17 protein-coding genes are annotated in these 22,628 nt (G+C 68.5%); 7 read left to right on the top strand and 10 right to left on the bottom strand.

All coding sequences use genetic code 11. The annotated features are described in order from the left end of the window. Positions 1 to 2: 2 nt before the first annotated feature. The 3 genes from ACQP09_RS17315 to dnaB all read right to left on the bottom strand — a co-directional run bounded on the left by ACQP09_RS17315 (position 3) and on the right by dnaB (position 6,246). Positions 3 to 3,107 carry an amino acid adenylation domain-containing protein gene (locus ACQP09_RS17315; protein WP_433400528.1) on the bottom strand — a complete coding sequence of 1,035 codons (3,105 nt, stop codon included), beginning with the start codon at positions 3,105 to 3,107 and terminating at the stop codon, positions 3 to 5. Next, a complete protein-coding gene (gene sbnA, locus ACQP09_RS17310) occupies positions 3,107 to 4,111 on the bottom strand; it encodes a 2,3-diaminopropionate biosynthesis protein SbnA (RefSeq protein WP_433400525.1) in 1,005 nt (334 codons plus the stop codon). The genes ACQP09_RS17315 and sbnA overlap by 1 nt, the downstream gene beginning before the upstream one ends. A gap of 653 nt (positions 4,112 to 4,764) precedes the next feature. Next, positions 4,765 to 6,246: a replicative DNA helicase gene (gene dnaB, locus ACQP09_RS17305; RefSeq protein ID WP_404061213.1), complete on the bottom strand. Its 1,482-nt coding sequence runs from the start codon at positions 6,244 to 6,246 to the stop codon at positions 4,765 to 4,767. Positions 6,247 to 6,705: 459 nt separating this feature from the next. Here dnaB and ACQP09_RS17300 point away from each other — a divergent pair, with 459 nt between their 5' ends. Then, positions 6,706 to 8,043: an MATE family efflux transporter gene (locus tag ACQP09_RS17300; RefSeq protein WP_433400521.1), complete on the top strand. Its 1,338-nt coding sequence runs from the start codon at positions 6,706 to 6,708 to the stop codon at positions 8,041 to 8,043. Between the two features lie 155 nt (positions 8,044 to 8,198). Here ACQP09_RS17300 and rplI read toward each other — a convergent pair whose 3' ends face one another. The 4 genes from rplI to rpsF all read right to left on the bottom strand — a co-directional run bounded on the left by rplI (position 8,199) and on the right by rpsF (position 9,929). Further along, positions 8,199 to 8,645 carry a 50S ribosomal protein L9 gene (rplI, locus tag ACQP09_RS17295; protein WP_404061218.1) on the bottom strand — a complete coding sequence of 149 codons (447 nt, stop codon included), beginning with the start codon at positions 8,643 to 8,645 and terminating at the stop codon, positions 8,199 to 8,201. 18 nt (positions 8,646 to 8,663) lie between these two features. Beyond that, positions 8,664 to 8,900 carry a 30S ribosomal protein S18 gene (rpsR, locus tag ACQP09_RS17290; protein ID WP_003967857.1) on the bottom strand — a complete coding sequence of 79 codons (237 nt, stop codon included), beginning with the start codon at positions 8,898 to 8,900 and terminating at the stop codon, positions 8,664 to 8,666. Between the two features lie 43 nt (positions 8,901 to 8,943). Then, positions 8,944 to 9,564, bottom strand: coding sequence for a single-stranded DNA-binding protein (locus ACQP09_RS17285; RefSeq protein ID WP_404061221.1), 621 nt, complete (start codon positions 9,562 to 9,564; stop codon positions 8,944 to 8,946). A gap of 74 nt (positions 9,565 to 9,638) precedes the next feature. Beyond that, complete coding sequence (rpsF, locus tag ACQP09_RS17280; protein WP_015609864.1) at positions 9,639 to 9,929, bottom strand: 30S ribosomal protein S6; 291 nt, start codon at positions 9,927 to 9,929, stop codon at positions 9,639 to 9,641. 338 nt (positions 9,930 to 10,267) lie between these two features. On the opposite strand from rpsF, the gene ACQP09_RS17275 reads away from it, so the two are divergent. From ACQP09_RS17275 to ACQP09_RS17265, 3 genes are all read left to right on the top strand, one after another. Then, positions 10,268 to 10,609 carry a hypothetical protein gene (locus ACQP09_RS17275; RefSeq protein WP_018513856.1) on the top strand — a complete coding sequence of 114 codons (342 nt, stop codon included), beginning with the start codon at positions 10,268 to 10,270 and terminating at the stop codon, positions 10,607 to 10,609. A gap of 162 nt (positions 10,610 to 10,771) precedes the next feature. Further along, positions 10,772 to 11,890, top strand: coding sequence for a lipid II:glycine glycyltransferase FemX (locus ACQP09_RS17270; RefSeq protein WP_433400516.1), 1,119 nt, complete (start codon positions 10,772 to 10,774; stop codon positions 11,888 to 11,890). Between the two features lie 79 nt (positions 11,891 to 11,969). Beyond that, entirely contained in the window at positions 11,970 to 13,001 is a 1,032-nt protein-coding gene (locus tag ACQP09_RS17265; RefSeq protein WP_433400513.1) for an alanine racemase, read from the top strand. A gap of 14 nt (positions 13,002 to 13,015) precedes the next feature. On the opposite strand, the gene ACQP09_RS17260 is transcribed toward ACQP09_RS17265, so the two are convergent. Further along, entirely contained in the window at positions 13,016 to 14,518 is a 1,503-nt protein-coding gene (locus ACQP09_RS17260) for a glycosyltransferase family 87 protein (protein ID WP_404061229.1), read from the bottom strand. A 162-nt stretch (positions 14,519 to 14,680) separates the two neighbouring features. Beyond that, the gene (locus ACQP09_RS17255; RefSeq protein ID WP_433400511.1) at positions 14,681 to 17,395 is read right to left on the bottom strand and encodes a transglycosylase domain-containing protein; all 2,715 of its coding nucleotides are present in this window, start codon (positions 17,393 to 17,395) and stop codon (positions 14,681 to 14,683) included. 399 nt (positions 17,396 to 17,794) lie between these two features. Here ACQP09_RS17255 and ACQP09_RS17250 point away from each other — a divergent pair, with 399 nt between their 5' ends. From ACQP09_RS17250 to ACQP09_RS17240, 3 genes are all read left to right on the top strand, one after another. Continuing rightward, positions 17,795 to 18,478 carry a helix-turn-helix transcriptional regulator gene (locus ACQP09_RS17250; RefSeq protein WP_432149428.1) on the top strand — a complete coding sequence of 228 codons (684 nt, stop codon included), beginning with the start codon at positions 17,795 to 17,797 and terminating at the stop codon, positions 18,476 to 18,478. Positions 18,479 to 18,537: 59 nt separating this feature from the next. Then, positions 18,538 to 19,620 (top strand): inositol-3-phosphate synthase, encoded by a 1,083-nt coding sequence (locus ACQP09_RS17245; RefSeq protein WP_404061238.1) that lies wholly within the window; start codon positions 18,538 to 18,540, stop codon positions 19,618 to 19,620. 125 nt (positions 19,621 to 19,745) lie between these two features. Beyond that, positions 19,746 to 21,014 (top strand): MFS transporter, encoded by a 1,269-nt coding sequence (locus tag ACQP09_RS17240; RefSeq protein WP_433400507.1) that lies wholly within the window; start codon positions 19,746 to 19,748, stop codon positions 21,012 to 21,014. Positions 21,015 to 21,115: 101 nt separating this feature from the next. On the opposite strand, the gene ACQP09_RS17235 is transcribed toward ACQP09_RS17240, so the two are convergent. Further along, complete coding sequence (locus ACQP09_RS17235) at positions 21,116 to 22,558, bottom strand: CCA tRNA nucleotidyltransferase (protein WP_433400504.1); 1,443 nt, start codon at positions 22,556 to 22,558, stop codon at positions 21,116 to 21,118. Between the last annotated feature and the right edge of the window lie 70 nt (positions 22,559 to 22,628).

Here is a 22,628-nt window from a genome sequence, read left to right as displayed (position 1 = left end):
TCCTAGAAGGCGAAGTCGGCCGCGGGTACGACGGGAGCGGGCGCCGCAGCAGGTACCGGCGCGAGGACCAGGCGGTCGGGTGAGTGCAGCACCTCATCCATGACGGCCACGATCTGATCGAGGAGCGTCGCGGCGGACTGCCGGGTGAACAGAGCTGTGGAGTACTCGAGTTCGAGGCATAGCCCTTCGGGCCGCTGGTAGGCCTGGAGGTTCAGGTCGAAGCGGGCGGTGCCGGGGTGCGGCAGCGTGAGCCTGACGCGGCGGCCGTGCTTGCGGAACGTGTAGAAGTCGATGTTCTGCAGCGCGAAGAAGGCGTCGAACAGGGCGTTGCGGCTCAGGTCACGGCGTGGCATGAGCTGCCGCACCAACTGCTCGAAGGGGTATGCCTGATGGGTAAGGGCGGTGCGATGCTCCTGCCCGGACTGTCCCAACAGCTCGGTGATCGTGGTGGTGTCGTCGATCCGCAGCCGCAGTGGCAGTGTGTTGACGAACATGCCGATCACCCCGTCGAGGTCAGGATGGACCCGCCCGCTGACCGGGCACCCCACGACCAGGTCCTGCTGCCCGCTGAGCCGGGCCAGCACGGTGGCATAAGCAACGAGCAGTACGGAGAAGTCGGTGACCGCGTGTGCAGCGGCGCAGTGGGCCACCTTCTGCTGGACCACCTGGCCCAGATCCCGCCGGACCACGGCTCCTTGACTGCTACGGATCGCGGCGCGAGGGTGGTCCGTCGGCAGATTGAGGGGTTCCGGAACATCCCGGAACCGCTCCTGCCAGTACGGGCCGTCGGTGGCGAACCGGCCGCCCGCGCCGAGCTCGCGTGTCAGCCACCCGGCGGCCGCCGCGTAGGTCGTGGCCGGCTGCTCGGGGGTGACACCGACGTAAAGGTCGAGCAGTTCGTCGACGAGCAGCGCGAGGGAGACCCCGTCGAAGACAATGTGGTGGACGTCGAGATACAGACGGTCGTCACCGTGCTCCTGAGGGACGAACAAGGCCCGCAGCAGCGGGGCTCGCGCGAGGTCGAACGGGCGCACAAGGCGTTCGACGGCCGCCTCGTCCGTGGGCACGTCGGCGTTCACCGCGATGTCCAGCGGAACCTCGACGGTGCTCTCGACGACCTGTTGGACGGTGTCGAGTTCGGCGAAGAAGCGGGTGCGCAGGGCCTCATGGCGCTGTGTGAGAGAGGCCAGCGCTGACCGTAGCCGGGCGGGCTCCAGGTGTCCGCTGATGTCCAGGCGCACCGGGATGTTGTACGCGAGCGACTCCTCGTCGGACTGCCACAGGGCGTAGAGGCCGCGCTGCTGCGGGTGCAGCGGCAGCGGACCTTCGCCCGGAGCGGCCGGAATCGCCGTGAACGCATCAGCACCGCCAGCCGCGACCGCGCGGGCCATCGTACGCAGGGTCCGGGTGGCGAACAGATCCTGGAAGCTGAGGACTCCGCCGGTGCCACGGGCGATCCGGCCGATGAGCGCGCCGGCGGTGATGGAAGTACCACCGAGCTCGAAGAAGTCGCTGTCGGGGCCGATGAGTTCGGCGTCCGTAGCGAGTACGTCGGCCCAGAGTCGGGCGAGCTGCGTCTCCTCGGCGCTGAGCCGCTCGGTGCGCGGCTGCGCTGCCGCCGGTGCGGGCAGCTGGGCGGCGTCGACCTTGCCGTTGGCGTTGAGTGGCAGGCGGGGCAGCGCCATGACACGGTCGGGGCACATGTACGCGGGCAGCCTGCGTCGCAGTTCGGCCAGAACGGTGTGGGCGTCATGCCCGGTGTCCAGGACCGCATAGGCGATCAGGCGCTTGCCGTTGCCGGGATCGCGTACGGCGGTGTACGCGTCCCGCACGCCCGGCACGTCGAGCAGGGCGCTGTTGACCTCCTTCACCTCGACACGGTGACCGCGGATCTTCACCTGGTCGTCGGTGCGGCCGTGGAAGGACAGGACCCCGGTGGCGTCCACGCTCACGAGGTCGCCGGTGCGGTAGTGCCGCTCGCCGTCGACGTCGACGAAGCTCGCCGCCGTCGCCGCCGGGTTGTGGAGGTAGCCACGGGCGAGCCCGAGGCCCGCGGTGAACAGCTCCCCGATCTGGCCTGGTGCGACCGGCCGCAGGGCGTCGTCCAGGACACGCACCGTGGTTCCCGTGATCGGCCGGCCAATGGGCACGGCGGTGTCGTGGAGCGTCGCCACGGGGAAGACCGTGGTGAACGTCGTGTTCTCGGTGGGGCCGTAGCAGTTGAGCAGTCGCAGCCCCGGCCAGGCACCGAGGACCTTGTTCACGTGAGGGCAGGACAAGGTGTCGCCGCCGACGAGGAGCGTGCCGAGCCTCTCGAAGAGGGTGACGTCTTCATCGACGAGCTGGTGGAACAGCGGTGCGGTCAGCCACAGCACCGTCGCGTCGGCGTCGCGCAGCGCCCGCTTGAGACGCTCCGGGACGACGAGCGTCTCCTGCTCGACGATGTGCAGCGTCGCCCCGTTCAGGAGCGCACCCCAGATCTCGAAGGTCGAGGCGTCGAACTCCAGGGCGCCTGTGAGCAGAAAGCGCTCGTCCGCGGAGAAGGCGAAGTAGTCGGTGTCCTTGACGAGGCGCACCACGCCCTGGTGCTCGACCATGACGCCCTTGGGGCGGCCGGTGCTGCCCGACGTGTACATCACATAGGCGAGCGAGTCGGGCGACGCCTCCTGCGGGAGCGGGGCGCGATGCTCGTCCTGGGGCGCGGCGCGGAGCAGGTCGTCGAACCGGTGCAGCACCGCCCCTTCGGGAAGCGCCGCCTCAAGGGTCGGCGCTGCCTGCGGGTCGCAGACGGCCAGCGGTGTCTGCGAGTCGCCGAGGATGCTGGTCAGACGTTCGGCGGGGAAGTCCGGGTTGACGGGCAGATACGCGCCGCCCGCCAGAACGATGCCCAGCAGGCACACGACGGCATCCGCAGACCGGGGGAACGCCATGGCGACGAGAGTCTCCCGGCGGACGCCGAGGTCCCGCAGCTGCCAGGCCACCCGGTGGGCCTCGGCCCGCAGTTCCCGGTAGGTCAGCCGCTCCTCGCCGAAGACCAGTGCGGTGCGGTCCGGTGTCGCGTGCGCCTGCTGCTCGAACCGTTCCTGAAGACTCTGCGGCCGCGCCATCAGATGGCTCCCGTCTCGGAGAGGTCGAATCGTCCGCGGACCCACTCGTCATCGTAGATGGAATCGAGGTACCGCTCACCGAGATCGGGCGAAATGGCGACGACCTTCGTCCTGGGACTCTCGTCGGCGATGCGACCAGCCATCCCGGCGAGTACGGTGCCGGTCGAACCGCCGAACAGAAAGCCTCGGGCTGCAAGCTTTCTACACATACGCACCGTGTCGACTTCTGGCACCATGATGATTTCGTCGATGACGCTTTCGTCGACGATCTCCGGACGCTTTCCGGTACCAAGGCCCGGAATGTGACGGACCCCTGCCGGGCCGCCGAACGTGACGGATCCGACGCTGTCGACGGCGATGATCCGCGCGGGGTGCCCGACTTCCTTCAGATAGCGCGCACAGCCGGTGAGTGTGCCAGTCGTGCCGGCCCCGATGAAGACCATGTCGGCATCCGGGTACTCGGCGGCGATGGCGGGTCCGGTGCTCTTGTAGTGGGACAGCCAGTTGTTCTTGTTGGCGTACTGGTTGATCCAGAAGATGTCCGGGTCAGCCGCACAGACGTCTCGGACGTGCTGGATCCGGGCACCAAGCAGCCCGGTGACCGGATCCGGGGTGTCGATGACGACGACTTGGGCGCCGTAGACCTTCATGAGCCGCAGATTGCGCTCGTTGCAGCGGCTGTCGGTAACGCAGATGAACTCGTAGCCGCGGTGAGCGGCGATCATCGCGAGCGCGACTCCGAGGCTCCCGGAGGATGACTCGATGAACTTTCCACCGGGCTTGAGGATCCCTGTGCGCTCGGCTGCGTCGACCATTTCGGCCGCTGCCTTGATCTTCACAGAACCGGCGAGGTTGAGCCCCTCACACTTCACGTGGACATGTCGGCCAAAGAGTGCGGAGAGGTCGATGTAGACACCGTCGGGAGCGTACTCCGAGGGGCAGGAGAGCAGGCGAGAAGCGCCGCGGCCGACCTGCGGGTCCGGCACAGCGAGTGTTTCAGTCATGACTTTCCGGGTGTGCAGTGTGCGACGGCATTTCCGTTTTGCCCTGCCATGGTGCGGGATGGGCGTCCGGGGCGATCGGATGGACCCATGATCGAATGCGCGTGCAGGCTATACGACGAACATACGAAGAAGCGAGCGAGGTTTTGTAGCTTTGTGTAAAACCACAGGTGGGAGCGTTGCTCGTGCCTCCTCGGCCTGGCTCGGAGATGGCGAGCGGCCGGCCGCGAAGATGGTGTTCGGCCCCTTACGCGTCACACCAACTTCTCCGTGGGGACGTCGGCCTGGGCCTCGAAGCCCAGGTCCCGCTCGAGCTCGCTGATCTTTCTGATCAACGTGGACCTGGATCGGGACGGAGGTGGGCGCCGGTGATGTCGTACGGGGCGCACCGGGTGAGATCCTCGGCGGGGAGGGCGGACGGCACGCGCCCGCTCAGGGCGCGGATGTCGCCCAGCGCGCCAGGAGCCGGCTGCGGCATGAGGGCGTAGACACCGAAGGTAGCGGTGCCCGCTCTCGATGATGTCCATGATGAGGTTCTGCGCGGCCACGACCGGATGGTCGGTCGGCAGGCGCAGGGCGACGTCTGCGTGAGGGCCGGACAAGGGCAGAGGTCAATGAGGAAGGGACACCGGAAACGCGAACCTACAGACCGTCCCTCAGGTCTGCGCCATGTCCACGAAGCGCGAGTAGTGGCCCTGGAAGGCCACGGTGATGGTGGCCGTCGGGCCGTTACGGTGCTTGCCGACGATGATGTCGGCCTCGCCCGCGCGCGGTGACTCCTTCTCGTACGCGTCCTCGCGATGGAGCAGGATGACCATGTCGGCGTCCTGCTCGATGGAGCCGGACTCACGCAGGTCGGAGACCATCGGCTTCTTGTCCGTGCGCTGCTCGGGGCCACGGTTCAGCTGCGAGAGCGCGATGACCGGGACCTCCAGCTCCTTGGCCAGCAGCTTCAGGTTTCGGGACATGTCCGAGACCTCCTGCTGACGGCTCTCGGAACGCTTCGATCCGCCGGCCTGCATCAGCTGCAGATAGTCGATGATCACGAGCTTGATGTCGTTGCGCTGCTTGAGCCGGCGGCACTTCGCGCGGATCTCCATCATCGACAGGTTGGGGGAGTCGTCGATGTAGAGCGGGGCGGCCGAGACCTCGGGCATCCGGCGCGCGAGCCGCGTCCAGTCCTCGTCCGTCATCGTGCCGGACCGCATGTGGTGCAGGGCCACCCGCGCCTCGGCGGACAGCAGACGCATCGCGATCTCGTTGCGCCCCATTTCGAGGGAGAAGATGACGCTGGGCAGGTTGTTCTTGATCGACGCGGCGCGCGCGAAGTCCAGGGCCAGCGTGGACTTGCCCATGGCGGGACGGGCCGCGATGACGATCATCTGGCCGGGGTGCATGCCGTTCGTCAGAGCGTCCAGGTCCGTGAAGCCCGTCGGGACACCGGTCATCTCGCCGCTGCGCGACCCGATGGCCTCGATCTCGTCGAGCGCGCCCTCCATGATGTCGCCGAGGGGGAGGTAGTCCTCGCTGGTGCGCTGCTCGGTGACCGCGTAGATCTCGGCCTGCGCGGAGTTGACGATCTCGTCGACGTCCCCGTCGGCCGCGTATCCCATCTGCGTGATCTTCGTGCCGGCCTCGACGAGCCGTCGGAGGACGGCCCGCTCGTGGACGATCTCCGCGTAGTACGAGGCGTTGGCCGCGGTCGGGACGGACTGGACCAGGGTATGCAGATACGGCGCTCCGCCGACCTTGGTGATCTCTCCGCGCTTGACCAGCTCGGCGGCGACCGTGATCGGGTCGGCCGGCTCGCCCTTGGCGTACAGGTCGAGAATGGCCGTGTAGACGGTCTCGTGTGCCGGGCGGTAGAAGTCGTGGCCCTTGATGATCTCCACGACATCGGCGATGGCGTCCTTGGACAGGAGCATGCCGCCGAGCACCGACTGCTCCGCGTCCAGGTCCTGCGGTGGCACCCGCTCGAAGCCGGACGGGCCGCCGCCGTCCCATCCCTCGTCGGAGCCCCGGTCGTGCCGGTCCTCGCGGTTGCCCTTGCGCTCCCCGCGGCGCGGGCGGGAGACAGGCAGACGGTCGCCGGGACCGGCCTCGGTCCAGGGGTCGTCCAAAGGCTCGGGAATGCTCACCGGGCCCACCTCCTCCCGTCCGCATCGCGGACCTAGCCGTGCCACTCTTTCTTACGGCACGGCGCTGACAAACAAGTCGCCCGACTCCGCTTCCGGCGCGTCTGGTTCTGCTGATTCCGGTGCCGGAACGGAGTGCGGGCGCCGGACCACGGTAGGCCTGTCTCCACCGTCAGCCAATCTGGTTATCCACAGGGCATGTGGATGACGGACCAGATGCTGTGGAGAACTCCTCGGAACCTGTGCACGGAACGGGGGACAGCACTGTGGACAAACTCATAGCAGGATCACCATCACCCGCCTGAGCTGCATGTTCTCCGTCCACTGACTGTGGGGGAGAAAAACTTTCGCCCTGATTTCAAGATCACTGCAAACGGCGCACGGACGGGCGCCCCACGGGAGATCGAGTAAGGGACACTAGCCCATTGCATCTCTTACCTGTGGAAGATTAGATTGACCCCCATGACCCCGGCCCCCACCACCCCGCGAACAGGCCGCCGACGGCACGACCGCGAGATCATCGCCCTCGCCGTACCGGCGTTCGGCGCGCTGGTCGCCGAGCCCCTGTTCGTGATGGTCGACAGCGCCATCGTCGGCCACCTCGGCACTCCGCAACTGGCCGGTCTCGGGATCGCCGCCGCCCTGCTGATGACCGCCGTGAGCATCTTCGTCTTCCTCGCCTACGCCACCACGGCCGCCGTCGCCCGACGGGTCGGGGCGGGCGATCTGCCCGCGGCGATCCGCCAGGGCATGGACGGCATCTGGCTCGCCCTGCTGCTCGGTGCCGTCGTCGTGGCGCTCGCCATCCCCTCGGCCCCCTGGCTCGTCGATGTGTTCGGCGCCTCCGACACCGCCGCCCCGTACGCCATCACGTATCTGCGGATCTCCAGCTTCGGTATCCCGGCCATGCTGGTCGTCCTCGCCGCCACCGGTGTGCTCCGCGGCCTCCAGGACACCCGGACCCCGCTGTACGTCGCCATCGGCGGCTTCACGGCGAACGGCATCCTCAACGTGGTCCTCGTCTACGGTGCCGGGCTCGGCATCGCCGGATCCGCCTGGGGCACGGTGATCGCCCAGGTGGGCATGGCCGTCGCCTATCTCGTCGTGGTCGTACGCGGAGCCCGCAGACACGGCGCCTCCCTGCGCCCCGACGCCGCCGGCATCAGGGCCAGCGCCCGGGCGGGCGTGCCGCTCCTGGTCCGTACGCTCTCGCTCCGGGCCGTCCTCATGATCGCCACCGCTGTGGCCGCGCGGCTCGGGGACGTCGACATCGCCGCGCACCAGATCATCCTCTCCCTCTGGAGCCTGACCGCCTTCGCACTCGACGCCATCGCCATCGCGGGCCAGGCGATCATCGGCCGCTATCTGGGGGCCAGCGACGAGAAGGGCGCGCGGGAGGCCTGCCGTCGCATGGTCGAGTGGGGCATCGGCTGCGGCATCGCGCTCGGCGTACTGATCATGCTCGCCCGGCCGCTCTTCATCCCGCTCTTCACCAGCGATCCGGCGGTGAAGGAGACCCTGCTCCCCGCACTCCTGGTCGTGGCGGTCTCGCAGCCGATCGCCGGAGTGGTCTTCGTCCTGGACGGCGTGCTGATGGGAGCGGGCGACGGACGCTACCTCGCCTGGGCCATGCTGGCGACGCTGGCCGTCTTCGCTCCGGTCGCGCTTCTGGTGCCTGCTCTCGGCGGTGACCTCACCGCGCTCTGGTGGGCGATGACGCTGATGATGGCCGTCCGGCTGGCCACCCTCTGGGTGCGTACGCGCTCCGGCCGGTGGATCGTCACCGGAGCGACCCGCTGAGGCGCGGGCTCGACGGGAGTGTTTCACGTGAAACGCTACGGCCTCGCCGACCGCTTCGACGACGCTGTTTCACGTGAAACACTCCCCCGGCACACAGCAAAGGGCCGCATCCCCGACGGGATGCGGCCCTTCACCTGCTCTGCTGAGCTCTGCCCTTAGGCAGCAATGACCTCGACGGCCAGCTTCGCAGCGACCTCGGGGTGCAGACGCACGGACACCTGGTGCCCGCCGAGCGTCTTGATCGGCGAACCGAGCTCCACACGACGCTTGTCGACGTCCGGACCACCGGCGGCCTTGATCGCCGAAGCGACGTCGGCCGGGGTGACCGAGCCGAAGAGCCGGCCGGCGTCACCGGAGCGAACGGCCAGACGGACCTTCACGCCCTCGAGCTTGGCCTTGATCTCGTTGGCCTGCTCGATCGTCGCGATCTCGTGGATCTTGCGGGCGCGGCGGATCTGCGCCACGTCCTTCTCGCCGCCCTTGGTCCAGCGGATGGCGAAGCCACGCGGAACCAGGTAGTTGCGGGCGTACCCGTCCTTGACGTCGACGACGTCGCCAGCGGTGCCGAGGCCGGAGACCTCGTGGGTGAGGATGATCTTCATGCTGTTGTCACCCTTCCCTTATCGCGCGGTGGACGTGTAGGGCAGCAGCGCCATCTCACGGCTGTTCTTGACAGCCGTGGCGACGTCACGCTGGTGCTGCGTGCAGTTGCCGGTGACGCGGCGGGCACGGATCTTGCCGCGGTCGGAAATGAACTTCCGCAGCATGTTCGTGTCCTTGTAGTCCACGTACTGGGTCTTGTCCTTGCAGAACGCGCAGACCTTCTTCTTAGGCTTGCGCACAGGCGGCTTCGCCATGGTGTTTCTCCTGTGTGATCAAGAAGTGGGGGTACGAGCCGCCCTAGAAGGGGGGCTCGTCCGAGTAGCCGCCGCCGGAGCCGCCGGAACCACCGGGGCTTCCGCCCCAGCCGCTCCCGCCGCCCTGCTGGCCCCCGCCCTGCTGGCCGCCTGACGGCGCGCCGGTCGCCCACGGGTCGTCGGCGGGAGCACCGCCGCCGCCCTGCTGGCCACCGCCACCGGGACCGCCGCCCCAGTTGCCGCCACCCTGCTGGCCGCCACCGCCGCCGTATCCGCCCTGGCCGCCCTGACCGCCGCGACCGGTGGTCTTGGTGACCTTGGCCGTGGCGTTCTTGAGGCTGGGGCCGACTTCCTCGACATCCAGCTCGTAGACCGTGCGCTTGACGCCCTCACGGTCCTCGTAGGACCGCTGCTTCAGCCGGCCCTGCACGACGACGCGCATGCCTCGCTGGAGCGATTCCGCGACGTTCTCCGCCGCCTGACGCCAGACCGAGCAGGTGAGGAACAGGCCTTCGCCGTCCTTCCACTCATTGGTCTGCCGGTCGAAGATGCGGGGAGTGGACGCGACACGGAACTTCGCGACCGCCGCACCGGACGGGGTGAAGCGCAGCTCGGGGTCGTCGACGAGATTGCCGACGACCGTGATGACGGTCTCGCCTGCCATGGGTGAACCTCTCGGCGGGGATTGCTTCTGGCTGCTTGCTGCTACTCGGACCCGAAAACCGCTGAGCTAGACGCTCAGTGGATCTCGGGACGGAGGACCTTGGTCCGGAGGACCGACTCGTTCAGGTTCATCTGGCGGTCGAGCTCCTTGACGACCGCAGGCTCGGCCTGCAGGTCGATGACCGAGTAGATGCCCTCGGGCTTCTTCTTGATCTCGTAAGCGAGCCGACGACGGCCCCAGGTGTCGACCTTCTCCACCTTTCCGTTGCCCTCACGGACGACGGAGAGGAAGTTCTCGATCAGCGGGGAGACTGCTCGCTCCTCGAGATCGGGGTCGAGGATGACCATCACCTCGTAGTGACGCATGTGGAACCCACCTCCTTTGGACTCAGCGGCCACGGTCGTTCCGTGGCAGGAGGGTCGTGATGCGTAGCGCAACGGTGTCCGTCGAGGAGAACACCCGGCACTGACAATCCGCTCCCGGGAAGATTCCTGGGGGAGGGGCTCGCCGTGCTGGCCTGGGCAGACACCGGTGCAGACCGTACAGACTACCCGCAGACCGACCTCCGGTTGAAATCCGGAGGTCAGGGGGCACATGCGGGCCGCTTTCCGGAGGGCGGATCCCGAGCCGCAGGGGCACAATCGAGACAGATGCGGTGTGAGAGGCGCTACATTCCACCGCCCGTCCGGCCAGGAGGTCATCCATGGCACAGACCATTCGTCCCGCTGGCTCCCGGTCCACGACCGGCCGCCCCGCCACCGGCTCGCTCTTCGCGACGGACGGCAGGCCCCACCCCGTCCAGGACGTCCTGATGGTGGTGACCGGGGTGCTCGGCGTCCTCGCCTTCGTGACGGCGATGTTCCACCATCTGCACCTGATCAGCTCCTGGGCGGGGCTGGTCGGCATCCTGACCGGCCTCTACGGCCAGTACATCTCGAAGACCACCTGGGAGAGGTTCGGCCTGATCATGGGGATCGGCGCCTCGGCGGTGGGCTTCTACCTCGGCATGGCGCACGGCGGCCTCTTCGGCGGCGTCATCACCTGACCGGCGCAGGACCCGGCGCGGCCGTCGACCCGGCCGCGCCGGTCCGTCGCGGGCGATCCGGGCCTACGCGGCCAGGCCGGGTGCCCCTCGGTCACAGTAGGCTTCGGCGCGAGAGCCGGAGCCCCTGACCGATGGGGACACACCTGCCGAGGAGCGCCCCGCATGAGCCTGACCCTGAGGACCATCAGCCGAGAGCAGCATCTGGCGTACATCCAGAGCCTGCCCTCGGCCAGTCACTGCCAGGTCCCGGCGTGGGCTGATGTGAAGACGGAATGGCGCTCGGAGAGCCTGGGCTGGTTCGACCGGGACGGCCAGATCGTCGGCGCCGGCCTCGTCCTGTACCGCCAGCTGCCGAAGATCAAGCGCTACCTGGCGTACCTGCCCGAGGGCCCGGTCATCAACTGGTACGCGCCCAACCTGGCCGACTGGCTCCAGCCGATGCTCGCCCACCTCAAGCAGCAGGGCGCGTTCTCCGTGAAGATGGGCCCGCCGGTCGTCATCCGGCGCTGGGACTCGGCGGCCATCAAGTCCGGCATCCAGGACCCGGACGTGAAGCGCCTGCGCGACGTCGAGGCCACCCACATCGAGCCGCGCGCCTTCGAGGTGGCGGACCGGCTGCGGAAGATGGGCTGGCAGCAGGGCGAGGACGGCGGCGCCGGATTCGGTGACGTACAGCCGCGTTACGTCTTCCAGGTGCCGCTCGCCAACCGCTCCCTGGAGGATGTCCTCAAGGGCTTCAACCAGCTGTGGCGCCGCAACATCAAGAAGGCCGACAAGGCCGGTGTCGAGGTGGTCCAGGGCGGTTACGAGGACCTGGCCGAGTGGCAGCGGCTCTACGAGATCACGGCCGTGCGCGACCACTTCCGCCCGCGCCCGCTCTCGTACTTCCAGCGCATGTGGACCGTCCTCAACTCCGAGGACCCCAACCGGATGCGGCTCTACTTCGCCCGCCACAACGGCGTGAACCTCTCCGCCGCCACGATGCTCGTCGTGGGCGGGCACGTCTGGTACTCCTACGGTGCTTCCGACAACATCGGGCGCGAGGTCCGGCCGTCGAACGCCATGCAGTGGCGGATGCTCCGCGACAGCTACGCGATGGGCGCCACCGTCTACGACCTGCGCGGCATCAGCGACTCGCTGGACGAGAACGACCACCTCTTCGGCCTGATCCAGTTCAAGGTCGGCACCGGTGGCGAGGCCGTGGAGTACGTCGGCGAGTGGGACTTCCCGCTGAACAAGGTGCTCCACAAGGCGCTCGACATCTACATGTCGCGCCGCTGACGCGCCTCAATACAGCACGCGCTTCACCACAGCACCAACCCACCGCATCCACAGCCACCAGAAAGGTTCCGGGCCGGCCATGGCGCTCTCCCTCTACGTCGACACCGCGCGCTGGCGGGCGCACCAGAAGTCCGTGATCGACCAGTTCCCCGGCCTCGTACCGGTCTGCAAGGGCAACGGGTACGGCTTCGGCCACGAGCGGCTCGCCGACGAGACGATCCGCTTCGGCTCCGACACCCTCGCCGTCGGCACGACGTACGAGGCCGCCACGATCAAGGACTGGTTCAGCGGCGACCTGCTCGTGCTGACCCCGTTCCGGCGCGGTGAGGAGCCCGTACCGCTGCCGGACCGCGTCATCCGGTCCGTCTCCTCCGTCGACGGGGTGCACGCCCTGGTGGGCGCCCGGGTCGTCATCGAGTGCATGAGCTCGATGAAGCGCCACGGGGTCAAGGAGGAGGAGCTCGGGCTGCTGCACGCGGCGATCGAGGACGTACGGCTCGAAGGGTTCGCGCTGCACCTGCCGCTGGACCGCACCGACGGCTCGGACGCCGTCGAGGAGGTCATAGGGTGGATGGACCGGCTGCGCGCCGCCCGGCTGCCGCTGCACACCATGTTCGTCAGCCACCTGCGCGCCGAGGAGCTGGCCCGGCTCCAACAGCAGTTCCCGCAGACCCGCTTCCGCGCCCGCATCGGCACCCGGCTCTGGCTGGGTGACCACGAGGCCACGGAGTACCGGGGTGCCGTCCTGGACGTCACGCCCGTCACCAAGGGCGACCGGTTCGGCTACCGCCAGCAGAAGGCCGCCTCCGACGGCTGGCTGGTCGTCGTCGCGGGCGGTACGTCGCACGGGGTCGGCCTGGAGGCGCCCAAGGCGCTGCACGGGGTGATGCCGCGGGCCAAGGGCGTCGCGCGCGCGGGTCTGGCCACGGTCAACCGCAACCTGTCGCCGTTCGTCTGGGCGGGCAAGCAGCGCTGGTTCGCCGAACCGCCGCACATGCAGGTGTCGATCCTGTTCGTGCCGTCGGACGCGCAGGAACCGCGGGTCGGTGACGAGCTGGTAGCCCATCTGCGCCACACGACCACGCAGTACGACCGGCTCGTCGACCACTGAGCGAGCCGCCCGGGTCACCGCTCCCGGGCCGTGCCCCACTCCACCTGAGGTCCCGTGACCGCCGGGGCCGTGTGCCCCGGCGTACGGGGATCGGGTGCCAGCACGAACGCGTCCGGCGCCCCGTCGAGCACCCCGCCCGACGGGTCGTCGGAGCCGTCCCGGCGCACCGGGTCCTTGTCGGGCAGCAGGATGTCCCGGACGACCAGGGCGCACAGGTACAGCGTGCCCAGCAGATGCAGCGCGATCGCGAGCTGGTACCCCTCCTGCGGCAGCCCCTGGTGCTTGTCGCCGCCGCTCGTGTACGCGAGGTAGAACCAGATCCCCAGGAAGTACATGACCTCGCAGGCCTGCCAGATGAGGAAGTCGCGCCAGCGCGGCCGGGCCAGCACGGCGAGCGGGATCAGCCAGAGCACGTACTGCGGTGAGTAGACCTTGTTCGTCAGGATGAACGCGGCCACCACCAGGAACGCCAGTTGGGCGAAGCGCGGCCGGCGCGCGGCGGTGAGCGCCAGCCCCGCGATGCCCGCGCAGAACACCACCATCAGGACGACGGATGCGGTGTTCACCGTCTCGACGTCGATCGGCTTCCCGGTGCGCTGCGTGATGATCAGCCAGAAGGAGCCGAAGTCGATGGGCCGCTCCTGGCTGAACGTGTAGAACTTCCGCCACCCCTCGGGGGCGTAGAGCATCACCGGCAGGTTCACCACGAGCCAGGCCGCTCCGGCGCCGAGCAGCGCCGTGCCGTACTCGCGCCACCTGCCCGCCCGCCAGCAGAGCACCAGGAGCGGGCCGAGCAGCAGGACGGGATAGAGCTTGGCGGCCGTCGCGAGGCCGATGAGGATGCCGAACGCGAGGACCCGGCCCCGCGACCACATGAGCATCGCCGCGGCCGTCAGCGCGACGGCCAGCAGGTCCCAGTTGATCGTGGCGGTGAGGGCGAACGCGGGCGCCAGCGCGACCAGCAGGCCGTCCCAGGGGCGCCGACGGTGCGTGCGTACGGTGCACACGGCGATGACGACCGCGCAGATCATCAGCATGCCCGCGTTGACCATCCAGTACATCTGCTCGCGCTGCTGGATGGGGTCGCTGTCCGGTGTCAGCGTCAGCCAGGAGGCGATCTGCATGAACACCCCGGTCAGTACGGGGTACTCCAGGTACTGCATGTCGCCGCTCAGCCGGTCGAAGTACGGCACCAGCCCGTCGGCGAAACCGCGTCCCAGGAAGAGGTGCGGGATGTCGGAGTAGCAGGCGTGCGTGTACTGCGAGGTGGCTCCGCGGAACCAGGCCCACTCGTAGCAGGGGATCTTCTGGACCATGCCGAGCGCGAACATCCCGATCATGGTCAGGGCGACGACGCGTACGGGCGTCAGCGGACCGTCGCCGAGCCGCGCCCAGCGCCCCACCCGCCCGCCGAACAGCTCACTGCCGGCCGCCGCGACCTCGTCCTGATCGGTGGGCCGCACGACGGGCCGCTCCTGCTGCTGCACGCTCGTGTCCTCTGCGCTGGGGCTTGGCATGCCGCACATCCTGCCGTACGGGGCTGTGGCCCGGGCACGGACACGGGAGGAGGGCCCTTCGGCGGTCCGGAACGCGGCGAGGGCCGCCGCACCCGGTGTCCGGTGCGGCGGCCCTCGTCCTGTAGGCGTCCAGGGCCCTGCGCGGGCCCTGCTGCGGTGCGGCTATCCGCCGTTGGCACCGCTCCATAGGCCGCCGTTGGCTCCGGCGTTCCCGGCGTTGGCACCTTCGGTGGTCCCGCTGTTGGCTCCGCCGTCGGCTCCCGCGTTGGCGCCACCGTCCGTTCCCGCGTTGGCGCCACCATCCGCTCCGGCGTTGGCGCCACCATCCGCTCCCGCGTTCGCGCCGCCGTCCGCTCCGGCGTTCGCACCACCGCCGTTGGGGTTCTGGCACTCCCAGTCCCAGATCTCACACGTCTTGCTCGGCGACGGCGTCGGGGAGGGAGTGGTCGGGGTCGGCGTCGGGGAAGGCGACGGCGGCTCCGGCTCCTCGGTGGTGGGCGTCGGAGAGGGTGTCGGGCTGGGCGTCGGGCTCGGGCTGACCGCGCCACCGCCCCAGACCTCCTCGCCGATGGGCTCCGGCTTCGGGAACGAGAGGACCTTCTTCCCCTTCATCGCCGCGGTCATGTAGTCGTGCCAGATGGACGCCGGGAACGAGTTTCCGTGGATCTTCTTCTCGCCACCGGTGCCGAACATCTTCTCGAACTCGCGGTCCTTGTTGGTCTCGTCGTCGTCCAACCGGAACATGCTGATCGCCGTCGAGAGCTGCGGGGTGTAGCCGACGAACCAGGCGGACTTGTTGCCGTCCGTGGTACCCGTCTTCCCCGCCGCCTCACGTCCCTCCAGCCGCGCGGGCTGGCCCGTACCGTTCTCCACCACGTTCTTCAGCACGTCCGTGATGTTGTCCGCAATGCGCGGGGTGAAGGCGCGCTTGGACTGCTTCTTGTGCTGGAAGACGACGCTGCCGTTCTGCTTCACCTCGGTGACCGAGTACGTGGGGTTCTGCTGGCCGCTCGTGGCGAAGGTGGCGTAGGCGCCCGCCATCCGGATGGCGCTGGGCGAGGACGTACCGATGGAGAACGACGGAACGGTGGCGTCCGCCATCATGTCGTCGTCCTTCAGACCGGCGGCGACGGCGGCATCCTTGACCTTGTCCGTCCCGACGTCCATACCGAGCTGGACGAAGGGGGAGTTGGCCGATTGCTCCATGGCGTGCCGCAGGTCGATCTCACCGTGGTCGTAGTCGCCGTCGTTGGTCTGGAGCCACCCCTTGTCGTCCTTGCCCTTCCAGACCTCCCCGTCGTAGTTCTTGATCTCCAGCTTGTTGTCGCCGTTGTAGATGCTCTTGGGCGAGACGATGGTGCGCTGCGAGAGGTCCTGGTCGGGCCCGAGCTTCGGGTCGCGTACGCCGTACTGCATCGCCGCCGCCAGCACGAAGGGCTTCCAGGTCGAGCCGACCTGGGCGCCGGTCGCGTCGGCGTTGTTGGTGAAGTGCTTCGTGGCGTCCTGGCCGCCGTACGTGGCGAGGATGGCGCCCGTCCTGGCGTCCACCGAGGCACCGCCGAACTCCACATGGGTGTCCGTCTTCGGACGCTCCTCGGGGCGGATCTTGGCCTTGTAGACCTTGTCCACCGCCTTGGCGAGCTGCTTCACCTTCGTCTCGTCGAAGGTGGTGTGGATCTCGAAGCCGCCGAGCTCCATGTCCTTGGCCTTGATGTTCCGGTCGTTGTTGGCGAGGAAGTACTTACGCGCCAGCTCCACCAGATAGCCGGTCTGACCGCCCAGCTTGGCGTTCTTCTTCGGCTTCTCGGGCATGGGGAACTCTTTGTACGTCGCCCGCTCCTCGGCCGACATCTTGCCGTCCTTGACCTGCTCGTCGAGGATCCACCGCCAGCGCTTCTCGGCGCGGTCGAGGTTCTTCTCCGGCGTCGCGTTCTTGTCGATGTCGGTGGCACCGGCCGGGTCGTAGTAGCTCGCACCCTTCAGCAGTGTCGCGAGGAAGGCGCACTCGCTCGGATCCAGGTCCGTGGCGTCCTTGTCGTAGTACGTACGAGCCGCGGCCTGGATGCCGGATGCGCCACGGCCGTAGTAGGAGACGTTGAGGTAGCCGGCCATGACGTCCTCCTTCTTCTCCTCGCCGGCGACCTTCAGGGTGATGAAGAGCTCCTTGAACTTCCGCGTGAACGTCTGGTCCTGGTTCAGCCGCGAGTTCTTCACGTACTGCTGGGTGATGGTCGAACCGCCCTGGGTCTGACCGCCCGTGGCCATGTTGAACACCGCCCGGCCGATGCCCTTGGGGTCGATGCCCTTGTCCGTCCAGAAGCTCTTGTTCTCTGCCGCGACCACGGCGTTGCGCATCGCCACGGGGATCTGCTCGTAGCTGATCTCCTGGCGGTTGACGACACCGCCGGTCGCCACCATCTGGTTGCCGTTGGCCCAGTAGTAGACGTTGTTCTGCGCTGTGGCCGCGTCCTGGATGTTCGGCGTGCTCACCAGGGCGTACGAGACACCGGCGACACCCATCAGCAGGCCGAGGAAGCCCACGCAGAGACCCGAGACGAGCTTCCACGACGGCAGCCAGCGACGGAACCCGTACCGCCCGTGGCGCGGGTAGTCGATGACGCGCTTCTTGCCGGGAGGCCCGGCCTCGCCGCCGCCCCGGCGCCGGCCCCCGCCGCGCTGAGCCGCACGGCGGGCCTCGGCACGGCTGCCGTACTGGCGCTCCTCGCCCTGCGACTCGCCCTGCGACTCGGCATGTGACACGGATGTGGCTCTGCGTGACGGCGCTGCCCGACGTCCTGCCGGCTGCTGGGCGGCTCGTCTGGCCGCGGCCCGCCCGCCACCTTGCGGCTGGGACGATTTGCGACGGTGCTCGCTCATGGAACGACTACTCCTCGGGCAGGCGAGAGCGCCTGGAAGCGGCAGTTGAGATCCGGTCCCCCCGAATTACGGACCAGCCCTGCGGAAGGCTCATCCGCAGTACATCCGGCAGTCCGCGATAACTGACGCACAACGGCGCCTCACGGTTCCCGGTGGTCTGCATGCCGCACAGACTACGCACGGTCAAAACCCTCCTAGGGCCGAACTTCACCCCAAACAACGCAAGTCGATACCTACGAATTGGTGATGTGACGCCGCTCACGAAGGTCACCCTTGTCGAACCCGCCGGTGCGATCTATCGTGCTGATGTATCGAGTCGATACATCAGCACGGCATAAGTACGCCAGTGGATCCGGCAGACGGTTCCCGCGGAACCAGCGGCAGAAGGAGGAGGAGCCCGTGAGCCGACGCTCCGGCATCCTCGAGTTCGCCGTTCTCGGACTGCTCCGCGAGTCTCCGATGCACGGCTACGAGCTGCGCAAACGCCTCAACACCTCGCTGGGGATCTTCCGTGCGTTCAGCTACGGGACGCTCTACCCGTGCCTCAAGACGCTGGTGGCCAGCGGCTGGTTGATCGAGGAGCCCGCGAGCGACCCGGCGGACACCACGCCCGCCTCCTCCCTCACGGGACGCCGGGCCAAGATCGTCTACCGGCTGACGGCGGAAGGTAAGGAGCACTTCGAGGAGCTGCTCTCGCACACCGGTCCGGACGCCTGGGAGGACGAGCACTTCGCGGCACGCTTCGCCTTCTTCGGGCAGACCGAACGCGAGGTGCGGATGCGGGTGCTCGAAGGCCGGCGCAGCAGGCTGGAGGAGCGTCTGGAGAAGATGCGCGCCTCCCTCGCCCGCACGCGTGAACGACTCGACGACTACACACTTGAGCTGCAGCGGCACGGCATGGAGTCCGTGGAGCGCGAAGTGCGCTGGCTGAACGAGCTCATCGAGAGCGAGCGGTCGGGACGGGACCGGAGACGGTCCTCGCCCGAGGGCTCTGCTCAGCAGGACACATCAGGAGAGACGGGCGGCCTGCCCCGGCGCCGGGGTGACACCCCGCCGGATCCGTCCGACGACACCGCCAAGTGAAGTCACCGCACTCCGCGGGGACTTCATCGGAAACACCGATCACACAGGGAGCAACCGGAATGGGTTCGGTTCGCGTAGCCATCGTAGGCGTGGGCAACTGCGCCGCCTCGCTGGTGCAGGGCGTCGAGTACTACAAGGACGCAGATCCGGCCGGCAAGGTGCCCGGCCTGATGCACGTCCAGTTCGGCGATTACCACGTCAGCGACGTCGAGTTCGTCGCCGCCTTCGACGTCGACGCGAAGAAGGTCGGCCTCGACCTCGCGGACGCCATCGGCGCCAGCGAGAACAACACCATCAAGATCGCGGACGTGCCGAACACGGGCGTCACCGTCCAGCGCGGCCACACCCACGACGGTCTGGGCAAGTACTACCGCGAGACGATCGAGGAGTCTGCGGACGCCCCGGTCGACGTCGTCCAGGTCCTCAAGGACCAGCAGGTCGACGTTCTCGTCTGCTACCTCCCCGTCGGTTCCGAGGTCGCCGCGAAGTTCTACGCGCAGTGCGCCATCGACGCCAAGGTCGCCTTCGTCAACGCCCTCCCGGTCTTCATCGCCGGCACCAAGGAGTGGGCGGACAAGTTCACCGAGGCCGGTGTCCCGATCGTCGGCGACGACATCAAGTCCCAGGTGGGCGCCACCATCACGCACCGCGTGATGGCGAAGCTCTTCGAGGACCGCGGTGTCATCCTGGACCGCACGATGCAGCTGAACGTCGGCGGCAACATGGACTTCAAGAACATGCTCGAGCGCGAGCGCCTGGAGTCCAAGAAGATCTCGAAGACGCAGGCCGTCACCTCGCAGATCCGTGACCGTGAGCTCGGCGAGGACAACGTCCACATCGGCCCCTCGGACTACGTGGCCTGGCTGGACGACCGCAAGTGGGCGTACGTGCGCCTCGAGGGCCGCGCCTTCGGTGACGTCCCGCTCAACTTGGAGTACAAGCTCGAGGTGTGGGACTCCCCGAACTCGGCCGGTGTCATCATCGACGCCGTCCGTGCGGCGAAGATCGCCAAGGACCGCGGCATCGGCGGCCCGATCCTCTCGGCTTCGAGCTACTTCATGAAGTCGCCGCCCGTCCAGTACTTCGACGACGAGGCGCGCGAGAACGTCGAGAAGTTCATCAAGGGCGAGACCGAGCGCTGAACCGGCTCTCACGTCCGACCGCATCACCGGAGAACTGAGCGGCGACGCTCACCTCCTCCTGCCGCACGTCGGGGGTCCCCGGGCAATCCGCCCGCGGACCCCCGACGTGTGTGACGCTTGCTCCCATGTCTGTCGCGCGTGATCTGGGCACCCTGCTGCGCCTGCGGAACTTCCGCCGCCTGCTCACCGTGCGGCTCCTCTCCCAGTCCGCCGACGGCGTCTACCAGGTCGCCCTCGCCGCGTACGTCGTCTTCTCCCCGGAGAAGCAGACCTCGGCGGCCGCCATCGCCTCGGCCATGGCGGTCCTCCTCCTCCCGTACTCACTGATCGGCCCCTTCGCCGGCGTGCTGCTGGACCGCTGGCCCCGCCGCCAGGTCTTCCTGTACGGGAACCTCCTGCGCGCCTCCCTGGCCTGCTGCACAGCCCTGCTGATCCTGGCCTCCGTACCGGACTGGCTCTTCTACGCCTCGGCCCTCTGCGTCACCGCCGTCAACCGCTTCGTGCTGGCCGGGCTCTCCGCCGCGCTGCCACGGGTGGTCGACGACGACCGGCTCGTCATCGCCAACTCGCTCTCCCCGACGGCCGGCACCCTCGCGGCCACCGCGGGCGGCGGACTCGCCTTCGTCGTACGGCTGGTGGCCGACGAGTCCGACGCGGCCGTCGTCCTGCTGGGCGCCCTGCTCTATCTGCTCTCCGCGCTGGCGTCGCTGAGCCTGCCGCGCACCCTGCTGGGACCCGACCCCGACGGAACGCCTCTCCGGCTGCGGGCCGCACTGGCCGTCACGGCCCACGGGCTCGTCGCCGGGTTGCGCCACCTGGGAGAGCGGACCCATGCGGCGCGGGCGCTGGCCGCGATGACGGTGCTCCGCTTCTGCTACGGCGCGCTCACCGTGATGGTGCTCATGCTCTGCCGCTACGCCTGGTCGGGCGAGGGCTCCGACGGGCTGGCCCTGCTCGGCCTGGCGGTCGGAGCCTCCGGCGCGGGCTTCTTCGTCGCCGCCGTGGTGACCCCCTGGACCGTGGGACGGCTCGGCCGGTACGGATGGATCGTCGCCTGTGCCGGATCCGCGGCTGTCCTGGTACCGGCGCTGGGCCTCTCCTTCGCTCCCGTACCGATGCTGCTCGCCGCCTTCGTGCTCGGTGTCGTGACCCAAGGAGCGAAGATCGCGACGGACACGGTCGTCCAGACCTCGGTGGACGACTCCTTCCGCGGCCGCGTCTTCTCGCTCTACGACGTGCTGTTCAACGTCGCGTTCGTCAGCGCGGCAGGGGTCGCGGCGCTGCTGCTCCCGCCGGACGGCAGGTCCGTGACCGTGGTGGCCGGAGTGTCCGTGCTGTACGCGGCCGTCGCGGTGGCGATGTTCCGCCGGCGCCGCACGAGCAGCGGCGGGTAGCCGGTCCCGGATGCGGGGAGGGGCGTTGTTTCACGTGAAACAACGCCCCTCCCCACGCCCGGTGCGGGTGATGTTTCACGTGAAACAACGCCCGCGCCGACTCAGCTCTGCTCCGCCCACCACTCCTTGAGCGCCGCCACCGCCGCGTCGCGCTCCATAGGGCCGTGCTCCAGCCGCAGCTCCAGCAGGAACGCGTACGCCTTGCCGATCACCGGCCCGGGGCCCACACCGAGGATCTGCATGATGTCGTTGCCATCCAGATCCGGGCGGATGGAGTCGAGCTCCTCCTGCTCCTGGAGCAGGGCGATCCGCTCCTCCAGACCGTCGTACGTCCGGGAGAGGGCGTTCGCCTTGCGCTTGTTCCGGGTCGTGCAGTCCGACCGGGTCAGCTTGTGGAGGCGTTCGAGGAGCGGCCCGGCGTCGCGCACATACCGGCGGACGGCGGAGTCGGTCCACTCGCCGTCGCCGTACCCGTGGAAGCGCAGATGGAGCTCGACCAGCTTCGCGACGTCCTTGACCAGGTCGTTGGAGTACTTCAGCTCGGTCATGCGCTTCTTGGTCATCTTGGCGCCCACCACCTCGTGGTGGTGGAAGGAGACGCGGCCGTCCTTCTCGAACCGCCGCGTCCTCGGCTTGCCGATGTCGTGGAGCAGCGCCGCCAGACGCAGGACGAGGTCGGGGCCGTCCTCCTCCAGGTCGATGGCCTGCTCCAGGACGGTCAGCGAGTGCTCGTAGACGTCCTTGTGGCGGTGATGCTCGTCACTCTCCAGCCGCAGCGCCGGGAGCTCGGGCAGCACATGGCCGGCCAGCCCGGTGTCGACGAGAAGCCCCAGGCCCTTGCGCGGGTGGGCGGAGAGAAGGAGCTTGTTGAGCTCCTCGCGGACCCGCTCGGCGGAGACGATCTCGATCCGGCCGGCCATCTCCGTCATCGCGGTGACGACCTCGGGGGCGACCTCGAAGTCGAGCTGCGCGGCGAACCGGGCAGCACGCAGCATGCGCAGCGGGTCGTCCGAGAAGGACGCCTCGGGCGTTCCCGGGGTGCGCAGCACGCGCTCGGCCAGGTCCTTCAGGCCGCCGTGCGGGTCGATGAACTCCTTCTCCGGCAGTGCGACGGCCATCGCGTTGACGGTGAAGTCCCGGCGCACGAGGTCTTCCTCGATGGAGTCGCCGTAGGACACCTCCGGCTTGCGCGAGGTCCTGTCGTACGCCTCCGACCGGTAGGTCGTGACCTCGATCTGGTAGCCGTCCTTCTGGGAGCCGACGGTGCCGAAGGCGATCCCGACCTCCCACACCGCGTCGGCCCAGGGGCGGACGATGGCCAGCACGTCCTCCGGGCGGGCGTCGGTGGTGAAGTCCAGGTCGTTCCCGAGCCTGCCGAGCAGCGCGTCGCGGACCGAGCCGCCGACCAGCGCGAGGCCGAATCCGGCCTGGCGGAATCGGCGGGCGAGGTCGTCGGCGACCGGGGACACGCGCAGCAGCTCACTCACCGCGCGATGCTGCACCTGGTTCAGGGCACTGGCGTTCTCTTCGTTGGCGTTCGGCACAACAGAAAAGGGTACGTGCACCGACCGGCCGCGGCGTCATCGTTTATCCGGACCCTGCGGGCCTCCCGCG

Source organism: Streptomyces sp. CA-146814 (assembly GCF_050942385.1).
In the GTDB taxonomy this organism is placed as follows: Bacteria; Actinomycetota; Actinomycetes; order Streptomycetales; family Streptomycetaceae; genus Streptomyces.
Note: the sequence above shows the minus strand (reverse complement) of the source record. Positions and strands in the feature narration are given on the sequence as shown.

What these genes read in the sequence shown, in the direction of transcription:
- ACQP09_RS17315 (WP_433400528.1), bottom strand. Translation starts at nt 3,107, where the DNA reads ATGGCGCGGCCGCAGAGTCTTCAGGAACGGTTCGAGCAGCAGGCGCAC.
- sbnA (WP_433400525.1), bottom strand. Translation starts at nt 4,111, where the DNA reads ATGACTGAAACACTCGCTGTGCCGGACCCGCAGGTCGGCCGCGGCGCT.
- ACQP09_RS17300 (WP_433400521.1), top strand. Translation starts at nt 6,706, where the DNA reads ATGACCCCGGCCCCCACCACCCCGCGAACAGGCCGCCGACGGCACGAC.
- rplI (WP_404061218.1), bottom strand. Translation starts at nt 8,645, where the DNA reads ATGAAGATCATCCTCACCCACGAGGTCTCCGGCCTCGGCACCGCTGGC.
- rpsR (WP_003967857.1), bottom strand. Translation starts at nt 8,900, where the DNA reads ATGGCGAAGCCGCCTGTGCGCAAGCCTAAGAAGAAGGTCTGCGCGTTC.
- ACQP09_RS17285 (WP_404061221.1), bottom strand. Translation starts at nt 9,564, where the DNA reads ATGGCAGGCGAGACCGTCATCACGGTCGTCGGCAATCTCGTCGACGAC.
- rpsF (WP_015609864.1), bottom strand. Translation starts at nt 9,929, where the DNA reads ATGCGTCACTACGAGGTGATGGTCATCCTCGACCCCGATCTCGAGGAG.
- ACQP09_RS17275 (WP_018513856.1), top strand. Translation starts at nt 10,268, where the DNA reads ATGGCACAGACCATTCGTCCCGCTGGCTCCCGGTCCACGACCGGCCGC.
- ACQP09_RS17270 (WP_433400516.1), top strand. Translation starts at nt 10,772, where the DNA reads ATGAGCCTGACCCTGAGGACCATCAGCCGAGAGCAGCATCTGGCGTAC.
- ACQP09_RS17265 (WP_433400513.1), top strand. Translation starts at nt 11,970, where the DNA reads ATGGCGCTCTCCCTCTACGTCGACACCGCGCGCTGGCGGGCGCACCAG.
- ACQP09_RS17260 (WP_404061229.1), bottom strand. Translation starts at nt 14,518, where the DNA reads ATGCCAAGCCCCAGCGCAGAGGACACGAGCGTGCAGCAGCAGGAGCGG.
- ACQP09_RS17255 (WP_433400511.1), bottom strand. Translation starts at nt 17,395, where the DNA reads ATGAGCGAGCACCGTCGCAAATCGTCCCAGCCGCAAGGTGGCGGGCGG.
- ACQP09_RS17245 (WP_404061238.1), top strand. Translation starts at nt 18,538, where the DNA reads ATGGGTTCGGTTCGCGTAGCCATCGTAGGCGTGGGCAACTGCGCCGCC.
- ACQP09_RS17240 (WP_433400507.1), top strand. Translation starts at nt 19,746, where the DNA reads ATGTCTGTCGCGCGTGATCTGGGCACCCTGCTGCGCCTGCGGAACTTC.